This window comes from Kitasatospora sp. LaBMicrA B282, from assembly GCF_050325825.1.
Classification (GTDB): Bacteria; Actinomycetota; Actinomycetes; order Streptomycetales; family Streptomycetaceae; genus Kitasatospora.
Map to the genome: position 1 here is coordinate 19037 of NZ_JBNQTI010000072.1, position 20897 is coordinate 39933.

A 20897-nucleotide genomic window follows, 5' to 3' on the forward strand; every position below is an offset into this window, starting at 1 on the left:
CGGAGATCGGAAGGCAGCGCCGGTGGGGCTGCTGCGCGGCTCAGGAGATCCCGAGCTCCTTGTCGATGAAGGCGAACAGGTCGTCGGCGCCGGCCGACTGGATGCGGTCGGCCACCGCGTTGCCGGCGGCCGCGGGCTGCCCGCCGCCCGCCTTGAGCAGCAGGGTCTGCAGGCGGGTGGCGATCTGCGGCCGGTCGGCGTCGTCGTCCGCGAGGGCGGCCAGCGCCTCCTCCAGCCGGTCCAGCTCGCCGAGCAGCGTGGCGCCGGCCGGGGCGGTGTCGGTGGCGAGTTCGGCGTGCAGCCGGCGGGCGAGGGCCGCGGGGGTCGGGTGGTCGAAGACCAGGGTGGCGGGCAGCCGCAGGTCGGTGGCGGCCTCCAGCCGGTTGCGCAGGTCGACCGCGGTCAGCGAGTCGAAGCCCAGCTCGCGGAAGGCGCGCCGGGAGTCGACGGCTTCGGCGCTGCGGTGGCCGAGCGCGGCGGCCGCCTTGGCCCGCACCAGGTCGGTGAGCAGCCGCAGCCGCTCGGGCTCGCCGAGCGGGGCGAGCTGCGCGTGCAGCGCGCCGGCGGCCTGCTGCTCCGCGGCCGGCGCGGTGGCGGCGAGCGCGGCCAGCGCCTCGCGGGCTTCGGGCAGCGCGTCCAACAGGTGGGTGGGGCGGCCGGCCAGCTGGGCGGGCGCGAACGCCGGCCAGTCCAGGTCGGCGACCACCGGGGCGGCGTCGGGGCGGGCCAGCACGGCCGCCAGTGCGGCGGTCGCCAGCTCCGGCGCCATCGGGCGCAGCCCGCCGCGGGTCAGGCGCTCGGCGACGGCGTGCTCGGTGGCCATGCCGTGCCCGGCCCACGGGCCCCAGGCGACGGCGGTGGCGGGCAGGCCGAGCGAGCGCCGGTGTTCGGCCAGCGCGTCGAGGTAGGCGTTGGCGGCGGCGTAGGCGCCCTGGCCCGCGCCGCCGACCACGCCGGCCAGCGAGGAGAAGAGCACGAAGGCGGACAGCTCGCGGTCCCGGGTCAGCTCGTGCAGGTGCCAGGCACCCGCCAGCTTGGGCCGCAGCACGGCGGCCACCCGCTCGGGGGTCAGGCCGTCGAGGACGCCGTCGTCGAGCACGCCCGCGGTGTGCACCACCGCGTCGACCGGGTGGCGGTCGAGCAACTCGGCAAGTACCTGACGATCCGTCACATCGACGGCCTCGAGGGTGGTTTCCACGCCCAGCGCAGTCAGTTCGGCGGCCAGGTCGGCGGCGCCGGGGGCGGCCGGGCCGCGGCGGCTGGTCAGCACCAGGCGCTCGGCGCCGGCGCCGGCCAGCCAGCGGGCCACCTCGGCGCCCAGGGCGCCGGTGCCGCCGGTGACCAGCACGGTGCCGCTCGGCCGCCAGGTGACGGCGGGGCCGCCGCCGGCGCGGACCAGCCGGCGGCCGAACAGGCCGGCCTCGCGGATCGCGACCTGGTCCTCGGATCCGCCGGCCAGCACGGCGGCCAGCCGGGCGGCGGCGCGCTCGTCGAGGCCGGGGTGCGGGCGCCCGGCGGAGGCCGGGGGAAGGTCGATCAGACCGCCCCAGCCGGCGGGCAGTTCCCGGGCGGCGACCCGGCCCAGCCCCCAGAGCGCCGCCTGGCCGGCCGCGGCCGGCGGGTCGCCCGCGCCGGTGGTCAGCGCGCCGCGGGTGGCCACCCAGAGGGGTGCCCGCAGGCCCGCGTCGGCCAGCGCCTGGAGCAGGGTGACGGTCAGGGTCACGGTGGCGGTGGCGGCTTCGGGTGCCGTCCCGGTGGCCCAGCCGGCCAGCGAGAGCACGCCGTCGGCGGCCAGGCCGGACAGCTCGGCGGCCAGTGCGGCCCGGTCCGCGCCCGGGTCGAGCGGCAGCAGCTGGACGGTGGCGCCGTGCTTGGTCAGCGTGGCGGCGACGGTGCCGAGCTCGGCATCGCCCTCCTGGCCGGCCAGGTGGGCGAGCAGCCAGGTGCCGGTCGGCGCGGTGGCGGCGGGCTCGGCCAGCGGGGCCCAGTCGACCCGGTAGCGGCAGGTCGCCAGGTCGTCGGCCGCGCGGCGGCGCTGCCGGTAGGCGGCCAGCGCCGGGAGCAGGTCGGCCAGGGGCTGCGGGTCGGGGGCGGCGGTCGGGGCGAGCCCGAGCAGCTCGGCGAGTTCGCCGGTGTCGGCGCGCTCGACCAGCGCCCAGAACTCGGCGTCCGCGCTCTCCGTTGCCGGCTCGCCGGCCGCGGCCGGGGCGGCGTCGAGCCAGTAGCGCTCGCGCTGGAAGGGGTAGGTGGGCAGCTCGACCCGGCGGGCGCCGGCCGGGTACTGCCAGGCGACGGTGGCGCCGTCGACGTGCAGCTCGGCCAGCGCGGTGAGGAAGGTCCGCTGCTCGGGGCGGTCCTTGCGCAGGGGCGCGGCCAGCACGGCGGCCGGGGCGGGCAGGGCCTCCTGGGCGAGGGCGGTGAGCACCCCGTCGGGGCCGAGTTCGAGGTAGCGCGTGACGCCCTCGGCGGCCAGGGTCTGGACCCCGTCGTGGAAGCGGACGGCCTCGCGGACGTGGCGCACCCAGTAGTCGGGGTCGCACACCTCGTCCGTCACCGGCTTGCCGGTCAGGTCGGAGACCAGCGCGATCCGCGGCGCGGTGAGCCGCAGCTCCCGCACCACCGCGCCGAACTCGGCCAGCATCGCGTCCATAGCGCCTGAGTGAAACGCATGCGAGACCCGCAAACGCCTAGTCTTCCGGCCGAGCCGGTCGAAGTGCGCACCGATCGCCAGCACCTCAGCCTCGTCGCCGGAGACCACCGTGGCCTGCGGGCCGTTGACGGCGGCGATCGAGACGCCGTCGGTCAGCAGCGGCAGCACCTCCGCCTCGGCAGCCTGGAGCGCCACCATCGCGCCCCCGGCCGGCAACGCCTGCATCAGGCGACCGCGGGCGGCCACCAGGGTGCAGGCGTCGTCCAGCGAGAACACGCCCGCCACGTGCGCGGCGGCGATCTCGCCCACCGAGTGGCCGAGCAGGTAGTCCGGGGTGACGCCCCAGGACTCCAGCAGCCGGAACAGCGCGACTTCGAGGGCGAAGAGCGCGGGCTGGGCGAACTCGGTGCGGTGCAACCGCTCGTCGTCGCCGAAGACCAGCTCGCGCAGGTCGACGTCCAGGTCGAGCCGGGCGCAGACCGCGTCGAAGGCGTTGGCGAAGACCGGGTGGGCGGCGTACAACTCCCCTCCCATGCCGGCGCGCTGGGCACCCTGACCGGCGAAGAGGAAGGCGGTGCGGCCCTCGGGCGCGGCGACGCCGTGGATCAGCTCGGGGTCCTCGGTGCCCTCGGCCAGCGCGGCCAGGCCGGCCGGGCCGAGCAAGACGGCACGGTGTTCGAAGACCGCCCGGCCGCTGGTCAGCGAGTGTCCGAGGTCGACCGGGTCGAGCGAGCCGTCAGCGGTCAGCCGAGCCTGCAGGCGGGTGGCCTGGGCGCGCAGGGCCGTGGCGCTGCGGGCGGAGAGCGGCCAGGAGACCAGGGCGTTCGGGGCGTCCGGGGTGGTCGCACGAGCTGCCGGGGCCGGGGCGGGCGGGGCCTGCTCGATGATCGCGTGGGCGTTGGTGCCGCTGATGCCGAAGGAGGAGACGCCCGCCCGGCGCGGTCGGCCGGTCTCCGGCCAGGGCAGCGCCTCGGTGAGCAGCTCGACCGCGCCGGCCGACCAGTCCACGTGCGGGGTCGGCTGCTCGGCGTGCAGGGTCTTCGGCAGCAGGCCCGCGCGCATCGCCAGCACCATCTTGATCACGCCGGCGAGGCCCGAAGCCGCCTGGGTGTGGCCGATGTTGGACTTCAGGGTGCCCAGGCGCAGCGGCTGGTCGGCGGGGCGGTCCTGGCCGTAGGTGGCGAGGATCGCCTGGGCCTCGATCGGGTCGCCCAGCCTGGTGCCGGTGCCGTGCGCCTCCACCGTGTCCACGTCCGCCGTGGTGAGCCGGGCGTTGGCCAGCGCGGCGCGGATCACCCGCTGCTGGGACGGGCCGTTGGGGGCGGTCAGGCCGTTGGAGGCACCGTCCTGGTTGACGGCCGTGCCGCGGACCACCGCGAGCACCGGGTGCCCGAGCCGCTCCGCGTCGGCGAGCCGCTCGAGGAGCAGCACGTCGGCGCCCTCCGACCAGCCGGTGCCGTCGGCGCCGGCGGCGAAGGCCTTGCAGCGCCCGTCCGAGGCGAGACCGCCCTGGCGGCTGAACTCGACGAAGGCCATCGGCGTCGACAGCACCGCCACGCCACCGGCCAGCGCCATGCTGCACTCGCCCTGCCGCAGCGACTGCACCGCCAGGTGCAGCGCCACCAGCGAGGAGGAGCACGCGGTGTCGACGGTGACCGCCGGACCCTCCAGCCCGAAGGTGTAGGCCAGCCGGCCGGAGGCGACGCTGCTGGCGTTGCCGGTCAGCAGATGGCCCTCCACCCCCTCGGGCAGCGCGGTCAGACCGCTGCCGTAGCCGGAGGCGCCGGCGCCGATGAAGACGCCGATCTGCTCGCCCTTGACCGTGGCGGCCGCGATGCCGGCCCGCTCGAAGGCCTCCCAGGCGGTCTCCAGCAGCAGCCGCTGCTGCGGGTCGGTGGCCAGTGCCTCGCGCGGCGAGATGCCGAAGAAGCCCGGGTCGAAGTGGCTCGCGTCGTACAGGAACCCGCCCTCGCGGGCGTAGAAGGTGCCGGGGCGCTCGGGGTCCGGGTCGTACAGCTCCTCGACCTGCCAGCCGCGGTCGGTCGGGAAGGCGCCGATCGCGTCGCCGCCGGCCGCCACCAGCTGCCACAGCTCCTCGGGGGTGCGCACCCCGCCGGGGAAGCGGCAGCTCATCGAGACGATGGCGATGGGCGCGGCCGGGTCGCCGGTGGCGGCCGCGGCGGTGTCCGTTGCGCCGGGCGCAGCGCTGCCGAGGAGTTCGCCGCCGAGGAAGCGGGCGACCACGGCGGGGGTCGGGTGGTCGAAGACCAGGGTGGCGGGCAGCCGCAGCCCGGTCTCGGCGGTCAGCCGGTTGCGCAGCTCGACGGCGGTGAGCGAGTCGAAGCCCAACTCGCGGAAGGCTCGGCCCGGTTCGACCGCGGTGGGGCCGTCGTGGCCGAGCACGGCGGCGGCGTGGGTGCGGACCAGCTCCAGCAGGTGGCGGTCGCGTTCGGCCGGGGTGAGCGGGGCCAGCTGCTGCTGCAGCCGGGAGCCGCCGGCAGTGTTCTGCTCGGCGCCTTCGGAGCCCTGGGCCAGGGCGCGTCGGGCCTCGGGGAGGTCGGCGAGCAGCGGGCTGGGGCGGGTGGCGGTGAAGGTGGGGGCGAACCGGGTCCAGTCGACGTCGACCACGGTCAGCGCCTCCTCGCCGGCGGCGACCGCGCGCAGCAGGGCGGTCAGCGCCGCCTCGGGGGCCATCGCGGGCAGGCCGCGGCGGGCCAGCTGGGCGTCGGCGCCGTCCCGGGTGGCCATGCCGACCTCGGCCCACGGGCCCCAGGCCACGGCGGTGCCGGCCAGGCCGCGGGCCCGGCGGGCCTGCACCAGCGCGTCCAGGGCGGCGTTGGCGGCCGCGTAGGCGCCCTGCCCGCCGCCGCCCCAGATGCCGGAGATCGAGGAGAAGACCACGAAGGCGTCCAGCTCACGGTCCCCGAGCAGTTCGTCCAGGTGGAGCGCGCCGGCGGCCTTGCCGGCGATCACCGCGGCCGCGGCGGCCGGGTCGGTCTCGGGCAGCGTCGCGTTCAGGCTCACCCCGGCCGCGTGCACCACGGCGGTGACCGGGTGGCGGTCGAGCAGCGCCGCCACGGATGCCCGGTCGGCCAGGTCGCAGGCCTCGACGACCACCTCGGCGCCCGCGGCCCGCAGCTCGGCGGCCAGGTCGGCGGCGCCGGGCGCCTCCGCGCCACGGCGGCTGGTCAGCACCAGGCGCTCGGCACCGCCGGCCGCCAGCCGGCGGGCCATGGCAGAGCCGATGCCGCCGGTGCCACCGGTGATCAGCACGGTGCCGCGCGGCTGCCACTCCCCCGGCGCGCCGGCGCTCGCGGCCCGCACCAGGCGGCGGCCGAAGACGCCGGAGCCGCGCACCGCGACCTGGTCCTCGGTCCCCGTGGCCAGCGCGGCCAGCAACCGGGTCACCGCGCGGTCGTCGAGGAGTTCGGGGAGATCGACCAACCCGCCCCAGGAGCGCGGCTGTTCGAGCGCGGCCACCCGGCCCAGACCCCAGCTGCGGGCCTGCTCGGGAACGGTCGGCGCCGCGGCCCGGCCCACCGCGACGGCGCCGCGGGTCAGGCACCAGAGCGGCGCGGGCAGCCCGGCGCCCGCCAGCGCCAGGGTGGCGGCGAAGCCGGTCGAGAGCTGCGGGTGTTCGAGGTGCGGGCGCTCGTCGAGGGCGAGCAGCGAGAGCACGCCGGCGTGCTGCTCGGTGACGGCCGCGCGGGCCGCCGCCTCGCCGGTGACCAGCTCGGCGCCGTGCCGCGCCAGCTCGGCAAGGAGCACGTCCAGGCCGTCCGGCAGCTGCTCGGGCAGCACCACCAGCCAGGATGCGGCGAACTCGGCCGGGGCGGCGGGCAGTTCCAGCGGCTGCCAGGTCACCCGGTAGCGCCAGCTCTCGATCGCGGACCAGGTCCGGCTGCGGGTCCGGTAGGCGGCGAGCGCGGGCAGCAGCGCGTCCAGCGCCGTCTGGTCGGGCAGTTCCAGGGTCGCGGCGAGCGCGGCCGGATCGGCCTGCTCGACGGCTGCCCAGAAGGCGGTGTCGGCCGCCGGGCCGGTGGCGGGATCGGCGTCCGCCGCCTGGTCCGGCGGGACGTCCTGCAGCCAGTAGCGCTGCCGCTGGAAGGGGTAGGTCGGCAGGTCGACCCGGGCGGCGCCGGCGTACCGGACGCTCCAGTCCACCGCGGTGCCGCCGACGTGGAGTTCGGCCAGCGCGGTGAGCAGCCGTTCGGTGCCGCCCTCGCCGCGGCGCAGCGTGCCGACCGCGCAGCTGCTCTGCTCCTCGGCCAGGTCGGCGGCGTCCAGGCTCTCCTGGAGTGCCGGGACGAGCACGGGGTGCGGGCTGACCTCGACCAGGCGGGTGTGGCCGGCGGCGATCAGCGCGGCGACGGTGTCGGCGAGCTGCACGGTGTGGCGCAGGTTGCGGTACCAGTAGGCGGCGTCCAGCTGCGCGGTGTCGATCGGCTCCCCGGTCACCGTGGAGTAGAACGGCACGGTCGAGCTGCGCGGGGTGATCGGCGCCAGCACGTCCAGGAGTTCGGCCTCCAGCTGCTCGACGTGGGCGGAGTGCGAGGCGTAGTCCACCGGGATCCGGCGAGCCCGCACACCCTCGGCCGCACACGCGGCCAGCAGCTCGTCCAGCGCTGCGGTGTCACCCGAGACCACGGTGACCGCCGGACCGTTGACGGCGGCGATGGACAGACCCGCCCACGACGCGATCCGCTCGCGCACCCAGGCCTGACCCATCGCCACCGAGACCATGCCACCACGCCCGGCGATCGCCCGAATCGCCTTGCTGCGCAGCGCCACCACCCGGGCGCCGTCCTCGAGCGACAGCGCACCGGCCACCACGGCGGCCGCGATCTCGCCCTGGCTGTGCCCGATCACCGCAGCCGGCTGCACACCGTGCGCCCGCCACACCTCGGCCAGCGAGACCATCACCGCCCAGAGAGCGGGCTGCACCACATCCACCCGCTCCAACGCGGCACCATCGCCCAGCACCTCCAGCAGCGACCAGTCCACGAACGGCGCCAACGCCCCCGCACACTCCGCCATCCGCGCCGCGAACTCCGGCGAAGCCGCCAGCAGCTCACCGGCCATCCCGACCCACTGCGCCCCCTGCCCCGGGAAGACGAAGGCCACCCGCCCCCGCGCGCCGCCGACCACGCCGCGCAGCACGCCGGCCGGCTGGGTGCCGGAGGCGAGCGCGTCGAGCCCCTTGGCGAAGTCCTCGCGCCGCTCGCCCAGCACCACCGCGCGGTGCTCGAAGACGGCGCGGCCGGTGGCCAGGGTGCGGCCGACGTCGGCGGGGTCGAGGTCGGGGTGCTCGGCGAGGTGGGCGCGCAGCTGCTCGGCCTGGGCGTGCAGCGCCTCGGCGGTGCGGGCGGAGAGCGGCCAGGGCAGCAGGCCGGCGGGGCGGGCCGCCACCGGCTCGTCACCTGCAGCCGGCTCGGGGGCCTGCTCGATGATGGCGTGCGCGTTGGTGCCGCTGATCCCGAAGGAGGAGACGGCGGCCCGGCGCGGCTCACCGGTCTGCGGCCAGTCGCGGGTCTCGGTGAGCAGCTCGACGGTGCCGTCCGACCAGTCGATGTGCGGCGAGGGCCGGTCCACGTGCAGGGTCTTGGGCAGCACCCCGTGGCGTAGCGCCTGCACCATCTTGATCACGCCGCCGACGCCGGCCGCCGACTGGGTGTGCCCGATGTTGGACTTCAACGAGCCGAGCCAGAGCGGGCGTTCGGCGGTGTGCCGGCGTCCGTAGGTGTTGATCAGGGCCTGCGCCTCGATCGGGTCGCCCAGCGTGGTGCCGGTGCCGTGCGCCTCCACCGCGTCGACCTGCTCGGCGGTCAGCTCGGCGTTGGCCAGCGCGGCCCGGATCACCCGCTGCTGCGAGGGCCCGTTCGGCGCGGTCAGCCCGTTGGAGGCACCGTCCTGGTTGACGGCCGTGCCGCGGACCACCGCGAGCACCGGGCGCCCGTTGGCCTGGGCGTCGGAGAGCCGCTCCAGCAGCAGCAGGCCCACCCCTTCGCCCCAGCCGGTGCCGTCGGCGCCGGCCGCGAACGCCTTGCAGCGACCGTCAGCGGCCAGCCCGCGCTGGCGGCCGAACTCCAGGAACATGCCGGGGGTGTACATCACCGCGACGCCGCCGGCCAGCGCCAGCGTGCACTCGCGGTTGCGCAGCGACTGCACCGCCAGGTGCAGCGCCACCAGCGAGGAGGAGCAGGCGGTGTCGATGGTGACCGCCGGCCCCTCCAGGCCCAGGGTGTAGGAGATCCGGCCGCTGGCCACCGAGACCGCGTTGCCGGTCAGCATCAGGCCGCCCAGTCCCTCCGGGAACCGGGTGACCCCGGCGCCGTAGCTGGAGGAGGCGGCGCCCACGAAGACGCCGGTCGGGCTGCCCTTGAGCGCCGCCGGGTCGATCCCGGCCCGCTCGCAGGCCTCCCAGGCGGTCTCCAGCAGCAGGCGCTGCTGCGGGTCGGTGGCCAGCGCCTCGCGCGGCGACATCCCGAAGAAGCCGGGGTCGAACCGGCCGACCTCGTCCAGGAAGCCGCCGCGGCGGACGAAGGTCGCCTCGGGGTCGGCCAGTTCCTCGGGCCAGCCGCGGTCGGCGGGGAACTCGCCGACCGCGTCACCGCCCTCGGCCACCAGCCGCCAGAGGTCCTCCGGTGTGCGCACGCCGCCCGGGTAGCGGCAGCTCATCGCGGTGATCGCGATCGGCTCGTGGTCCTTGGCCTCCACCTCGCGCAGCCGGCGGCGGGTCGAACGCAGGTCCGCCGTCGCCTTCTTGAGGTAGTCCAGGTACTTCGCTTCGTCCACCACTTACCGTCAGCCCCTCTGAGCAGCCAGGGAATTGATGCGCAATCGATCAGGACATGCCGAGTTCGTCGTCCAGCAGACTGAAGAGCTCGTCGGCGGTCGCCGCGGCGAGTTCCTCGTCCTCGGCGCTCGCCCCGGTGCCGCCGTCGGCGGCGGTCCAGTCGGCGAGCAGGCGTGCCAGGCGCTGGGCGACCTGTCCGCGGGTCTCCGGGTCCGGGTCGAGCCCGGCCAGCGCCCGCTCGATCCGGTCGAGTTCGCCGAGCACCGGCGCGGTGGCCGGGACGTCGGCGGGCTCGATCTCCTCGCCCAGGTAGCCGGCCAGCGCCTGCGGGGTCGGGTAGTCGAACACCAGGGTGGCGGGCAGCCGGATGCCGGTGGCGGCGTTCAGCCGGTTGCGCAGCTCGACCGCGGTGAGCGAGTCGAAGCCGAGCTCCTTGAAGGCCCGGGTCGGCTCGACGGCCTGCGCGGAGGCGTGGCCGAGCACGATCGCCACCTGGCCGCAGACCAGGTCGAGCAGCAGGTCGAGCCGCTCGGCCGGACCCTGCCCGGCCAGCCGCTGGCGCAGCGTGGCGGCGGCGTCGGCCGCCACCGCGCCGGCCTGGGCGGCCCGCCGGGTGGCGGGCCGCACCAGCGAGCGCAGCAGGGTGGCGACGGCCTCCCCGCCGCGCAGCGCGGCCAGGTCCAGTCGCAGCGGCACCGGGTTGGCGTCGGGCAGCGCGAGCGCGGCGTCGTAGAGGGCCAGGCCCTCGGCCGCGGTGAAGGCGACCATGCCGCCGCGCGACATCCGGGTGACGTCCGCCTCGGCCAGCTCGGTGGTCATCCCGCTGCCCTGGGCCCAGGGGCCCCAGACCAGCGAGGTGGCGGGCAGGCCGAGGGCTCGGCGCCGGCGGGCCAGCGCGTCCAGGAAGGCGTTGCCGGCCGCGTAGTTGGCCTGCCCCGCGCCGCCGAAGGTGCCGGAGACGGAGGAGAAGAGCACGAAGGCGGCCAGGTCCAGCTCCCTGGTCAGCTCGTCCAGGTGCAGCGCGGCGTCCACCTTGGGCCGCAGCACCCGCTCCAACTGCGCCGGGGTGAGCGAGCCGATCGTGCCGTCGGCGAGCACGCCGGCGGCGTGCACCACGGCGGTCAGCGGGTGTTCGGACGGCACCGCGGCCAGCAGCTCGGCCAGCGCCGCGCGGTCCGACACGTCGCAGGCCGCGACGGTCACCTCGGCGCCCAAGGCGTCGAGCTCGGCCCTGAGTTCGGCCGCGCCGGGTGCCTCGAGGCCGCGCCGGCTGGTCAGCAGCAGCCGGGTCAGGCCGTGCTCGGTGACCAGGTGGCGGGCCAGCAGGGCGCCGAGACCGCCGGTGCCGCCGGTGATCAGCACGGTGCCCTGCGGGTCGAGCGGGGCCGGCACGGTGAGCGCCACCTTGCCGGTGTGCCGGGCCTGGCTGACGAAGCGGAAGGCCTCCGGGGCCTGCCGCACGTCCCAGACCGCCAGCGGCAGCGGGCGGAGCACCTCGCGCTCGAAGAGCTCGACCAGGTCGTCCAGCATCTCCCGGATCCGGTCCGGGCCGGCCTCCATCAGGTCGAAGGCGCGGTAGGCGACGCCGGGGTGGGCGGCGGCGACCTGCTCGGCGTCCCGGATGTCGGTCTTGCCCATCTCCAGGAAGTGGCCGCCGTTCGGCAGCAGGCGCAGCGAGGCGTCGACGAACTCCCGGGCCAGCGAGTCCAGGACCACGTCGACCCCCTGGCCGTCGGTGGCCTTCAGGAAGGCCTCCGCGAAGTCCAGGGTGCGGGAGGAGGCCAGGTGCTCGTCGTCCAGGCCGAGGCCGCGCAGCGTGGCCCACTTGCCCTCGCTGGCGGTGCCGAAGACCTCGATGCCGAGGTGGCGGGCCAGTTGCAGGGTGGCCATGCCGACGCCACCGGCCGCGGAGTGCACCAGCAGCGACTGGCCGGGCTTCATGGCGGCCAGGTCGGTGAGCGCGTAGTAGGCGGTGAGGAAGACGATCGGGGTGGCGGCGGCCTGGGCGAAGCTCCAGCCGGCCGGGATCCGGGCCAGCATCCGGTGGTCGGTGACCGCGAGCGGTCCGAAGGAGCCGAAGAGCAGGCCCATCACCCGGTCGCCGGGCGCGAACCCGGTCACCCCGGGCCCGACCTCGGTGACCACGCCGGCGCCCTCACCACCGAGCAGGCCCGCCTGCCCGGGGTACATCCCGAGCGCGTTGAGCACGTCGCGGAAGTTCAGGCCGCCGGCCCGGACCGCGACCCGCACCTGCCCCTCGCTCAGCGGGAGCGCGGCATCGGGGCACGGGACCAGGGCCAGGTTCTCCAGGGTGCCGCGGGTGTCGATGTCCAGCCGCCAGGCCTCGGTCGCGGCCGGGACCGGCAGTGCGCCGGAGCCGGCGGTACGGGCCAGCCGCTGCGCCCGGACGACTCCCTGACGGATCGTCAGGTGCTGCTCGGGCAGCGCGAGGGCGCCGGGCAGGGCAGCCCGCGAGGCGGGCGCGTCGTCCAGGTCGACCAGCAGCACCCGGCCCGGGTTCTCCGACTGGGCGGAGCGGGCCAGGCCCCAGAGCGGGGCGTGCCGCAGGTCGTCGCCCGCCCCGGTGCCGCCCGCCGGGCCGGCCACCGCGTCCCGGGTGACCAGGACCAGGCGGGTGTCGTCCAGCCGCGGGTCGGCCAGCAGGGACTGGAGCAGGGTCAGCGCCTGCTCGGCGGTGGCGCGCACGGCCGCGGCGAGCTCGGTGGCACCGGCGGGCTCGGGCTGCGGGTCGAAGCCGAGCAGCAGCGCCTGCGGGGCCGGGGTGCCGGCGTCCAGCGCGGCGCCGAGCGCGGCCGGGTCACGGTAGCGGGTGCCGAGGTCGGCGGGCAGCAGCCCGGCGTCGCCGAGTCGGGCCGTGGTGAGCGCGGTCGGGCCGGTGGGCAGCTCCAGCGCGGACCAGTCGAGGCGGAAGAGCGAGTCCCGGTGCGGGTCGCGCTCGGTGTGCAACTGGGCGGCCGAGACCGGGCGCAGCACCAGCGAGTCGACACCGGCCACCGGCGCGCCGGTGGCGTCGGCGACCGCGAGGGAGACCGCGTCCGCGCCGGTGCGGGACAGGTGCACCCGCAGCGTCGGCGCGCCGGCCGCGTGCAGCGACACGCCGTTCCAGGAGAACGGCAGCCTGGCCAGGCCCACGTCCTCCAGCGCGACGAAGAGCACCGCCTGCAGGGCGGCGTCCAGCAGCGCCGGGTGCAGCCCGTAGCGGGCGGCGTCGGCCGCGTGCTCGCCGGGCAGCGCGACCTCGGCGAAGACCTCGTCCGGGCCCTGCCGCCAGACCTTGTGCAGGCCCTGGAAGGCGGGGCCGTAGGCGAAGCCGGAGGCCGCGTAGTCGGCGTAGAAGTCGCTGGTGTCGACCAGGGTGGCGCCGGCCGGGGGCCAGGCCGTCAGGTCGAAGTCGGCGGGCCGGGCGGCCTGGCCGAGCAGACCGCTGGCGTGCCGGGTCCATTCCGCTTCCGGCGCGCCGGCCGGCCGGGAGTACAGCTCCAGGGTGCGGGCGCCCGCCTCGTCCGGCGCGCCGATCCACAGCTGGAGGTCGACCGCGCCCTGCTCCGGCAGCACCAGCGGCGCCGCCAGGGTGAACTCCTCGACCCGGCCGCAGCCGACCGCGTCCGCGGCCCGCACGGCCAGCTCCAGGAAGCCGGTCCCGGGGAAGAGCACCAGGCCGGAGACCGCGTGGTCGGCCAGCCAGGGCTGGGAGGTGGTGGAGAGGCGGCTGGTGAACAGGTGGCCGTCGGTGCCGGCCAGCTCGACCGCGGCGCCGAGCAGCGGGTGGTCGGGCGAGGTCAGGCCGACCGAGGCGACGTCACCGGTGCCGGGCAGTGCGGCCTTGGGCCAGTAGCGCTCGCGCTGGAAGGGGTAGGTGGGCAGGTCGAGGTGGCCGGTGCCGGCGGGCAGCTGCCAGGCGACCGGGACGCCGTCCACGTGCAGTTCGGCGAGCGCGGTGCGGAAGCTCTGCTGCTCGGGGCGGTCCTTGCGCAGCGGGGTGGCGGTGACCGCCGGCTCGCTGGGCAGGCCGTCCTGGGCGAGCGCGCTGAGCACACCGTCCGGGCCGACCTCGACCAGGCGGGTCACCCCCTGGGCGGCCAGCACCTGGACGCCGTCGTGGAAGCGGACCGCCTCGCGGACGTGGCGCACCCAGTACGCGGGCTCGCACACCTCGTCGGTGACGGGCGCACCGGTCAGGGTGGAGACCATGGCCAGGCGCGGCGCGGCGAGCGTCAGCCCGCGCACCACCTCGCCGAACTCGGCCAGCATCCCGTCCATAGCGCCTGAGTGAAACGCATGCGAGACCCGCAAACGCCTAGTCTTCCGGCCGAGCCGGTCAAAGTGCGCATCGATCGCCAGCACCTCGGCCTCGTCGCCGGAGACCACGGTGGCGGTCGGGCCGTTGACGGCGGCGATGGAGACGCCTGCGGTGAGCAGCGGCAGCACCTCGGCCTCGGATGCCTGCAGCGCGATCATCGCGCCACCGGCCGGCAGCTGCTGCATCAGGCGACCGCGGGCGGCGACCAGGGTGCAGGCGTCGTCCAGCGAGAACACCCCGGCCACGTGCGCGGCGGCGATCTCGCCCACCGAGTGGCCGAGCATCATCTCCGGGCTCACGCCGCAGGACTCCAGCAGCCGGAACAGGGCGACCTGGAGCGCGAAGAGGGCGGGCTGGGCGAACTCGGTGCGGTGCAGCCGCTCGTCGTCCCCGAAGACCAGCTCGCGCAGGTCGACGTCCAGGTCGAGCCGGGCGCAGACCGCGTCGAAGGCGTTGGCGAAGACCGGGTGGGCGGCGTACAGCTCCCCTCCCATGCCGGCGCGCTGGGCACCCTGACCGGTGAAGAGGAAGGCGGTGCGGCCGCCGCCGGTGGCCGTGCCGGTGACCAGGCCGGGTGCCTCGGTGCCCGCGGCGAGCGCGGTCAGCGCGGCCGGGTCCAGCACCACCGCGCGGTGCTCGAAGAGCGCCCGCCCGTTCGCCAGCGCGGCCGCCACCGTGGGCAGGTCGACCGCGGGGGTGAGGAACTCCGCGAGCCGTGCCGCCTGGTCGCGCAGCGCCTGCGGGCTGCGCGCGGAGAGCAGCAGCGGAACCGGGCCGTCGTCGGCGGCGGCCGGCGCCGGGGTGGCGGCGGGCGCGGCCGGAGTGGCGGCGGGCGCGGCCGGGGCCTGCTCGACGATCACGTGGGCGTTGGTGCCGCTGATGCCGAAGGAGGAGACGCCGGCCCGGCGCGGGTGCCCGGTCGCGGGCCAGTCGCGCTGCTCGGTGAGCAGCTCGACGGCGCCGGCCGACCAGTCCACGTGCGGGGTGGGCTCGTCCACGTGCAGGGTGCGCGGCAGCAGGCCGGCACGCATCGCCAGCACCATCTTGATCACGCCGCCGACACCGGCGGCCGCCTGGGTGTGGCCCAGGTTGGACTTGAGCGCGCCGAGCAGCAGCGGCTGGTCGGCGGGCCGGTCCTGGCCGTAGGTGGCGAGGATCGCCTGCGCCTCGATCGGGTCACCGAGCTTGGTGCCGGTGCCGTGCGCCTCGACCGCGTCGACGTCCGCGCTGCTCAGCTGCGCGTTGGCCAGCGCGGCCCGGATCACCCGCTGCTGCGAGGGACCGTTGGGGGCGGTCAGGCCGTTGGATGCACCGTCCTGGTTGACGGCCGTGCCGCGGACCACCGCGAGCACCGGGTGCCCGAGCCGCTCCGCGTCGGAGAGCCGCTCCAGCAGCAGCATGCCGGCGCCCTCCGACCAGCCGGTGCCGTCGGCGCCCGCGGCGAACGCCTTGCAGCGCCCGTCGGCGGCCAGTCCCTTCTGGCGGCTGAAGTCGATGAACGAACCGGGGCTGGACATCACCGTCACCCCGCCGGCCAGCGCCATGCTGCACTCGCCCTGCCGCAGCGACTGCACCGCCAGGTGCAGCGCCACCAGCGAGGACGAACAGGCCGTGTCGACGGTGACCGCCGGACCCTCCAGCCCGAAGGTGTAGGAGATCCGGCCGGAGATCACGCTGGTCGCGTTGCCGGTGCCCAGGTAGGCGTCCGGGCCGCCGGGGGCCGAGACCAGCAGGCCGATGTAGTCGTTGCCGTTGCTGCCGGCGAAGACGCCGGTGCGACTGCCGCGCAGCGTGGCCGGGTCGATGCCGGCCCGCTCGAAGGCCTCCCAGGAGGTCTCCAGCAGCAGGCGCTGTTGCGGGTCGACGGTGACTGCCTCGCGCGGCGAGATGCCGAAGAAGTCGGCGTCGAACCGGGCCGCGTCGTAGAGGAAGCCGCCGCCCATGGTGTAGCTGGTGCCGGCGTTCTCCGGGTCCGGGTGGTAGAGCGAGGCGAGGTCCCAGCCGCGGTCGGTCGGGAAGTCGCCGATCGCGTCCACCCCGTCGGCCAGCAGCCGCCAGAGCTCCTCGGGGGTGGCGACCCCGCCGGGGAAGCGGCAGGCCATCGAGACGATCGCGATGGGCGCCAGGTCAGCAGCAGCGGTCACGGCCGTCGGTTCGAGGGCGGCGGGGGCCGCCTCGACTCCGGTCAACTCGGTGCGCAGGAAGCGGGCCAGGGCGAGCGGGGTCGGGTGGTCGAAGGCCAGGGTGACCGGCAGGGTGAGGGCAGCGGCCCGGCTCAGGCCGTTGCGCAGCTCGACCGCGGTCAGCGAGTCGAAGCCCAGCTCCTTGAAGGCACGGCCCGGCTCGATCGCCGCGGCCCCGGCGTGGCCCAGCACCTCGGCGGCGTGCTCGCGGACCAGGTCCACCAGCAGCTGCTCGCCCTCCTCGGCCGACAGCCCGGCCAGCCGCGCGGCCAGCGAGTCGCCGGGCTCGGCGGTGGCCTCGGCCGCGGCGGACTCGATCACCTCGCGCACCTCGGGCAGGTCGCCCAGCAGCGGGCGCGGCCGGGCGGCCAGGAAGCCGGGCGCGTAGCGGGCCCAGTCCACGTCGGCGACGACCAGTTCGGTCTCGCCGTGGTCCAGCGCCTGGCGCAGCGCCTCGATGGCCAGGTCGGGCGCCATCGGCGGCATGCCGCGGCGGCGCAGCTGCTCGCCGAGCGCCTCGTCGACCAGACCGCCGCCGCTCCACACGCCCCAGGCCACCGAGGTGGCGGCCAGGCCGGCGGCGCGCCGCTGCCAGGCGAGCGCGTCCAGGTGCGCGTTGGCGGCGGCGTAGCTGCCCTGTCCGGCGCCGCCGACCGAGCCGGCGTAGGAGGAGAAGAGCACGAAGGCGGACAGGTCCAGGTCGCGGGTCAGCTCGTCCAGGTGGCGGGCGGCCTCGACCTTGGGCCGGAAGACCCCGGCGGCGCGTTCGGCGGTCAGGGTGTCGATCACGCCGTCGTCCAGCACGCCGGCCGCGTGCACCACGCCGGTCAGCGGGTGCTCGGCGGGCACAGCGGCCAGCACCGCGGCCAGCGCCTCCCGGTCGGCGGCGTCGCAGGCCGCGATGGTCACCTCGGCGCCGAGCGCGACCAGGTCGGCGCGCAGCTCGGCCGCGCCGGGCGCGTCCGCGCCCCGACGGCTGGTCAGGATCAGGTGCCGGGCGCCGCTGCGGGCCAGCCAGCGGGCCAGCCGGCCGCCCAGCGCGCCGGTGCCGCCGGTGATCAGCACCGAGCCGGTCGGCTGCCAGGGCCGCTCGGGACGGGCGCCGCCGAGCGGGGCCCGCAGCAGGCGGCGAGCGAAGAGACCGGTGGCGCGCACCGCCAGCTGGTCCTCGCTGTCGGTGCGGGCCAGCGCACCGGCCAGCCGGTCCAGGGCGCGCTCGTCCACGCTCTCAGGGAGGTCGAGCAGGCCGCCCCAGCGCTGCGGGTACTCCAGGCCGACGATCCGGCCCAGGCCCCAGACCTCGGCCTGCGCCGGGCCGGTGAGCCGGTCGGTGCGGCCGACGGTGACGGCACCGCTGGTCAGCAGCCAGAGCTGGGCATCCACGGCGCGGTCGGCGAGCGCCTGGACCAGGGCCGTGGTGCGGTCGAAGGGGGCGTGCGGCGCGGCGGCGGCCGCGTCCAGGGCGAGTAGGGAGAGCACACCGGTGAAGGTCTGGTCGGCGGGCAGCTCGTCGGCCAGCGCGGCCCGGTCGGTCGCGGCGGTCACCACCGTGAGCGGCTCGGCGCCGTGCCGGGTGAGGGCGGTGGCGATCCGCTCGCCCAGGGTGCGGGCGGCCTCGGTGGGCGGGGTGACGATCAGCCAGCGGCCGGCGAGCCGGGTGGCGGCGGCCTCCTCCAGCGGCTTCCAGCCGATCCGGTAGCGCCAGTGGTCCACCGTGGAGCGGTCGCGCTCGTCGCGGTGGTAGGCGGTCAGCGCGGGCAGCAGCGAGCTGAGCGGGGCGTCGTCCGCGACGTTGAGGGTGCGGGACAGCTCGGCCAGGTCGCCACGCTCGACGGCCTCCCAGAACCGGGTGTCCACCGCGTCCGCCCCACCGGGCTGCACCGGCGGCTCGCCGCCGATGGCGAACGGCAGCTGCGGCCAGTAGCGGCGGCGCTGGAAGGCGTAGGTGGGCAGCTCGACGTGCTGGGCGCCGGCGGGGAAGGGCCAGGCGACCGGGACGCCGGCCACGTGGAGTTCGGCGGCGGAGGTGCGGAAGCGCAGCAGGGTGCCCTCGTCGCGGCGCAGCGTGCCGGTCACCAGGGCCTCGGGGGCGGTCTGCTGGAGCGGCAGGGTGAGCACCGGGTGCGGGCTGACCTCGACGAAGGTGCGGTGGCCGGCGGCGAGCAGGGCGCCGGTGGTGTCGGCGAGCCGCACGGTGTGGCGCAGGTTGCGGTACCAGTAGGCGGCGTCCAGGCCGGTGGTGTCCAGCAGGTCGCCGGTGACGGTGGACCAGAACGGGACGGTCGCGGTGCGCGGGGTGATCGGGGCCAGCACGTCGAGGAGTTCGGCTTCGAGCTGTTCGACGTGGGCGGAGTGCGAGGCGTAGTCCACCGGAATCCGGCGGGCCCGGACCTCCTCCGCGGCGCAGAGCGCGAGCAGTTCGTCGAGCGCGTCGTTGTCCCCGGAGACCACCAGCGAGCCGGGGCCGTTGACGGCGGCCACCGAGAGGCGACCGTCCCAGGCGGCGATCCGCTCGGCCGGCAGCGCGGTGGAGACCATGCCACCCAGGCCGGCGATCGCCCGGATGGCCTGGCTGCGCAGCGCCACCACCCGGGCGCCGTCCTCGAGCGAGAGTGCACCCGCCACCACGGCGGCGGCGATCTCGCCCTGACTGTGCCCGATCACCGCGGACGGCTGGACACCATGGGCGCGCCAGACCTCCGTCAGCGAGACCATCACCGCCCACAGCGCCGGCTGCACCACGTCGACCCGCTCCAGCGCGGCGGCGTCCGACAGCACGTCCAGGAGCTGCCAGTCGGTGAACGGCGCCAGCGCCTCGGCGCAGGCCGCCATCCGCTCGCGGAACTCCAGTGAAGTGTCCAGCAGTTCGGTCGCCATGCCGACCCACTGCGAGCCCTGCCCCGGGAAGACGAAGACCACCCGGTCGCGCTCGGGGCCGTCCGCCACGCCCTGGACCAGCCCGCTGCCCCGCTCGCCGCGGGCCAGTGTCTCCAGCCCGGCCAGCAGCGCGGCACACTCGGTGCCGACCAGGACGGCGCGGTGCTCGAAGAGCGAGCGCGAGGTGGCCAACGCCCGGCCGATGACGGGGGCGGTCAGCTCGGGGCGGGCGGCCAGGTGCCGGTGCAGGCGCGCCGCCTGGGCGGTCAGGCCCTCGGAGCTGCGCGCGGAGAGGACCCAGGCGCTCTCGCCGTCCACGGCCGCCTCCGGCTGCTCGGCCGCCTGCTCGGTCGGCGGCTCCGCGGTCGGCGCCTGCTCCAGGATGGTGTGCACGTTGGTGCCGCTCATGCCGAAGGAGGAGACGCCGGCCCGGCGCGGGCGGCCGGTCTGCGGCCACGGCATCGCCTCGGTGAGCAGCTCGACCGCGCCCGCCGACCAGTCGATCAGCGGTGAAGGTGCGTCGATGTGCAGCGACTTGGGCAGCACGCCGTGCCGCATCGCCTGCACCATCTTGATCACGCCGCCGACGCCGGCGGCCGCCTGCGCGTGGCCGACGTTGGACTTGATCGAGCCGAGCCGCAGCGGCTGGTCGGCCGGGCGGTGCTGACCGTAGGTGGCGAGGATCGCCTGGGCCTCGATCGGGTCACCGAGGCTGGTGCCGGTGCCGTGCGCCTCCACCGCGTCGACCTGGTCGACCGTCAGACCGGCGTTGGCCAGCGCCGCGCGGATCACCCGCTGCTGCGAGGGGCCGTTGGGGGCGGTCAGGCCGTTGGAGGCGCCGTCCTGGTTGATCGCGGAGCCGCGCACCACGGCGAGCACCGGGTGCCCGAGGCGCCGGGCGTCGCTCAGCCGCTCCAGCAGCAGCATGCCGACGCCCTCGGCCCAGCTGGCGCCGTCGGCGGCGGCCGCGAAGGGCTTGCTGCGGCCGTCGGCGGCCAGCGCGCGCTGGCGGCTGAACTCGATCAGCGACATCGGGGTGGCCATCACGGTGACACCGCCGGCGAGCGCCAGGTCGCACTCGCCGGCCCGCAGCGCCTGGGTGGCCAGGTGCAGGGCGACCAGCGAGGAGGAACAGGCCGTGTCGACCGTGACCGCCGGGCCCTCCAGGCCCAGGGTGTAGGAGATCCGGCCGGAGAGCACGCTCGGCGAGTTGCCGGTGCCGACGTAGCCCTCGAAGTTGTCGGTGGAGCCGGCCAGGACGCCGGAGTAGTCCTGGTAGGTGACGCCGGCGAAGACGCCGGTGCCGGAGCCGCGCAGCGCGACCGGGTCGATGCCCGCGCGCTCGATCGCCTCCCAGGAGGTCTCCAGCAGCAGGCGCTGCTGCGGGTCCATGGCCAGTGCCTCGCGCGGCGAGATGCCGAAGAAGGCCGGGTCGAAGGCGCTGGCGTCGTGCAGGAAACCGCCCTCGCGGGCGTAGCACTTGCCCTGCCGGTCCGGGTCCGGGTCGAAGAGGCCTTCGACGTCCCAGCCGCGGTCGGTCGGGAAGCCGGAGACCGCGTCGACGCCGTCGGCGACCAGCTGCCAGAGCTCCTCGGGGGTGGTGACGCCGCCCGGGTAGCGGCAGCTCATCGAGACGATCACCACCGGGTCCTCGGCGACCGGCCCGGTCACCGTGGCGACGGCGGCCTCGGTGCGCCCGAACAGCTCGTCGCGGATCTGCCGGGCCAGGGCGGCCGGGGTCGGGTGGTCGAAGACCAGGGTGGCGGGCAGCCGCAGGCCGGTGGCCTTGTGCAGGCGGTTGCGCAGCTCGACGGCGGTCAGCGAGGTGATGCCCAGGTCCTTGAACGGCTGCTTGGCGCCGATCTCCTCGACCGAGTCGTGGCCGAGCGCACCGGCGACCTGGGTGCGGACCAGCTCGAGCAGCGCCCGGTCCCGGTCGGCGGCGGCCAGGCCGGCCAGCTGCTGCTTGATCGCCGGCTCGGCGGCTACCGGGGCGGTAGCGGGCGCAGTGGCCGTGGCGGCCGCCCGGCGGCCGGTGCCGCGCTCGCGCCCCTTGCGGCGCTGCTTGGC

The 20897-nt window shown here is 76.5% G+C and carries 2 protein-coding genes; both read right to left on the minus strand.

Annotation, left to right across the window (positions count from 1 at the left end; translation table 11 throughout):
• Positions 1-40: 40 nt before the first annotated feature.
• Positions 41-9448 carry a type I polyketide synthase gene (locus ACQRUO_RS20870; RefSeq protein ID WP_428317509.1) on the minus strand — a complete coding sequence of 3136 codons (9408 nt, stop codon included), beginning with the start codon at positions 9446-9448 and terminating at the stop codon, positions 41-43.
• A 46-nt stretch (positions 9449-9494) separates the two neighbouring features.
• Positions 9495-20897 (minus strand): type I polyketide synthase (locus tag ACQRUO_RS20875; protein WP_428317510.1); only part of this gene is annotated, 11403 nt, incomplete at its 5' end.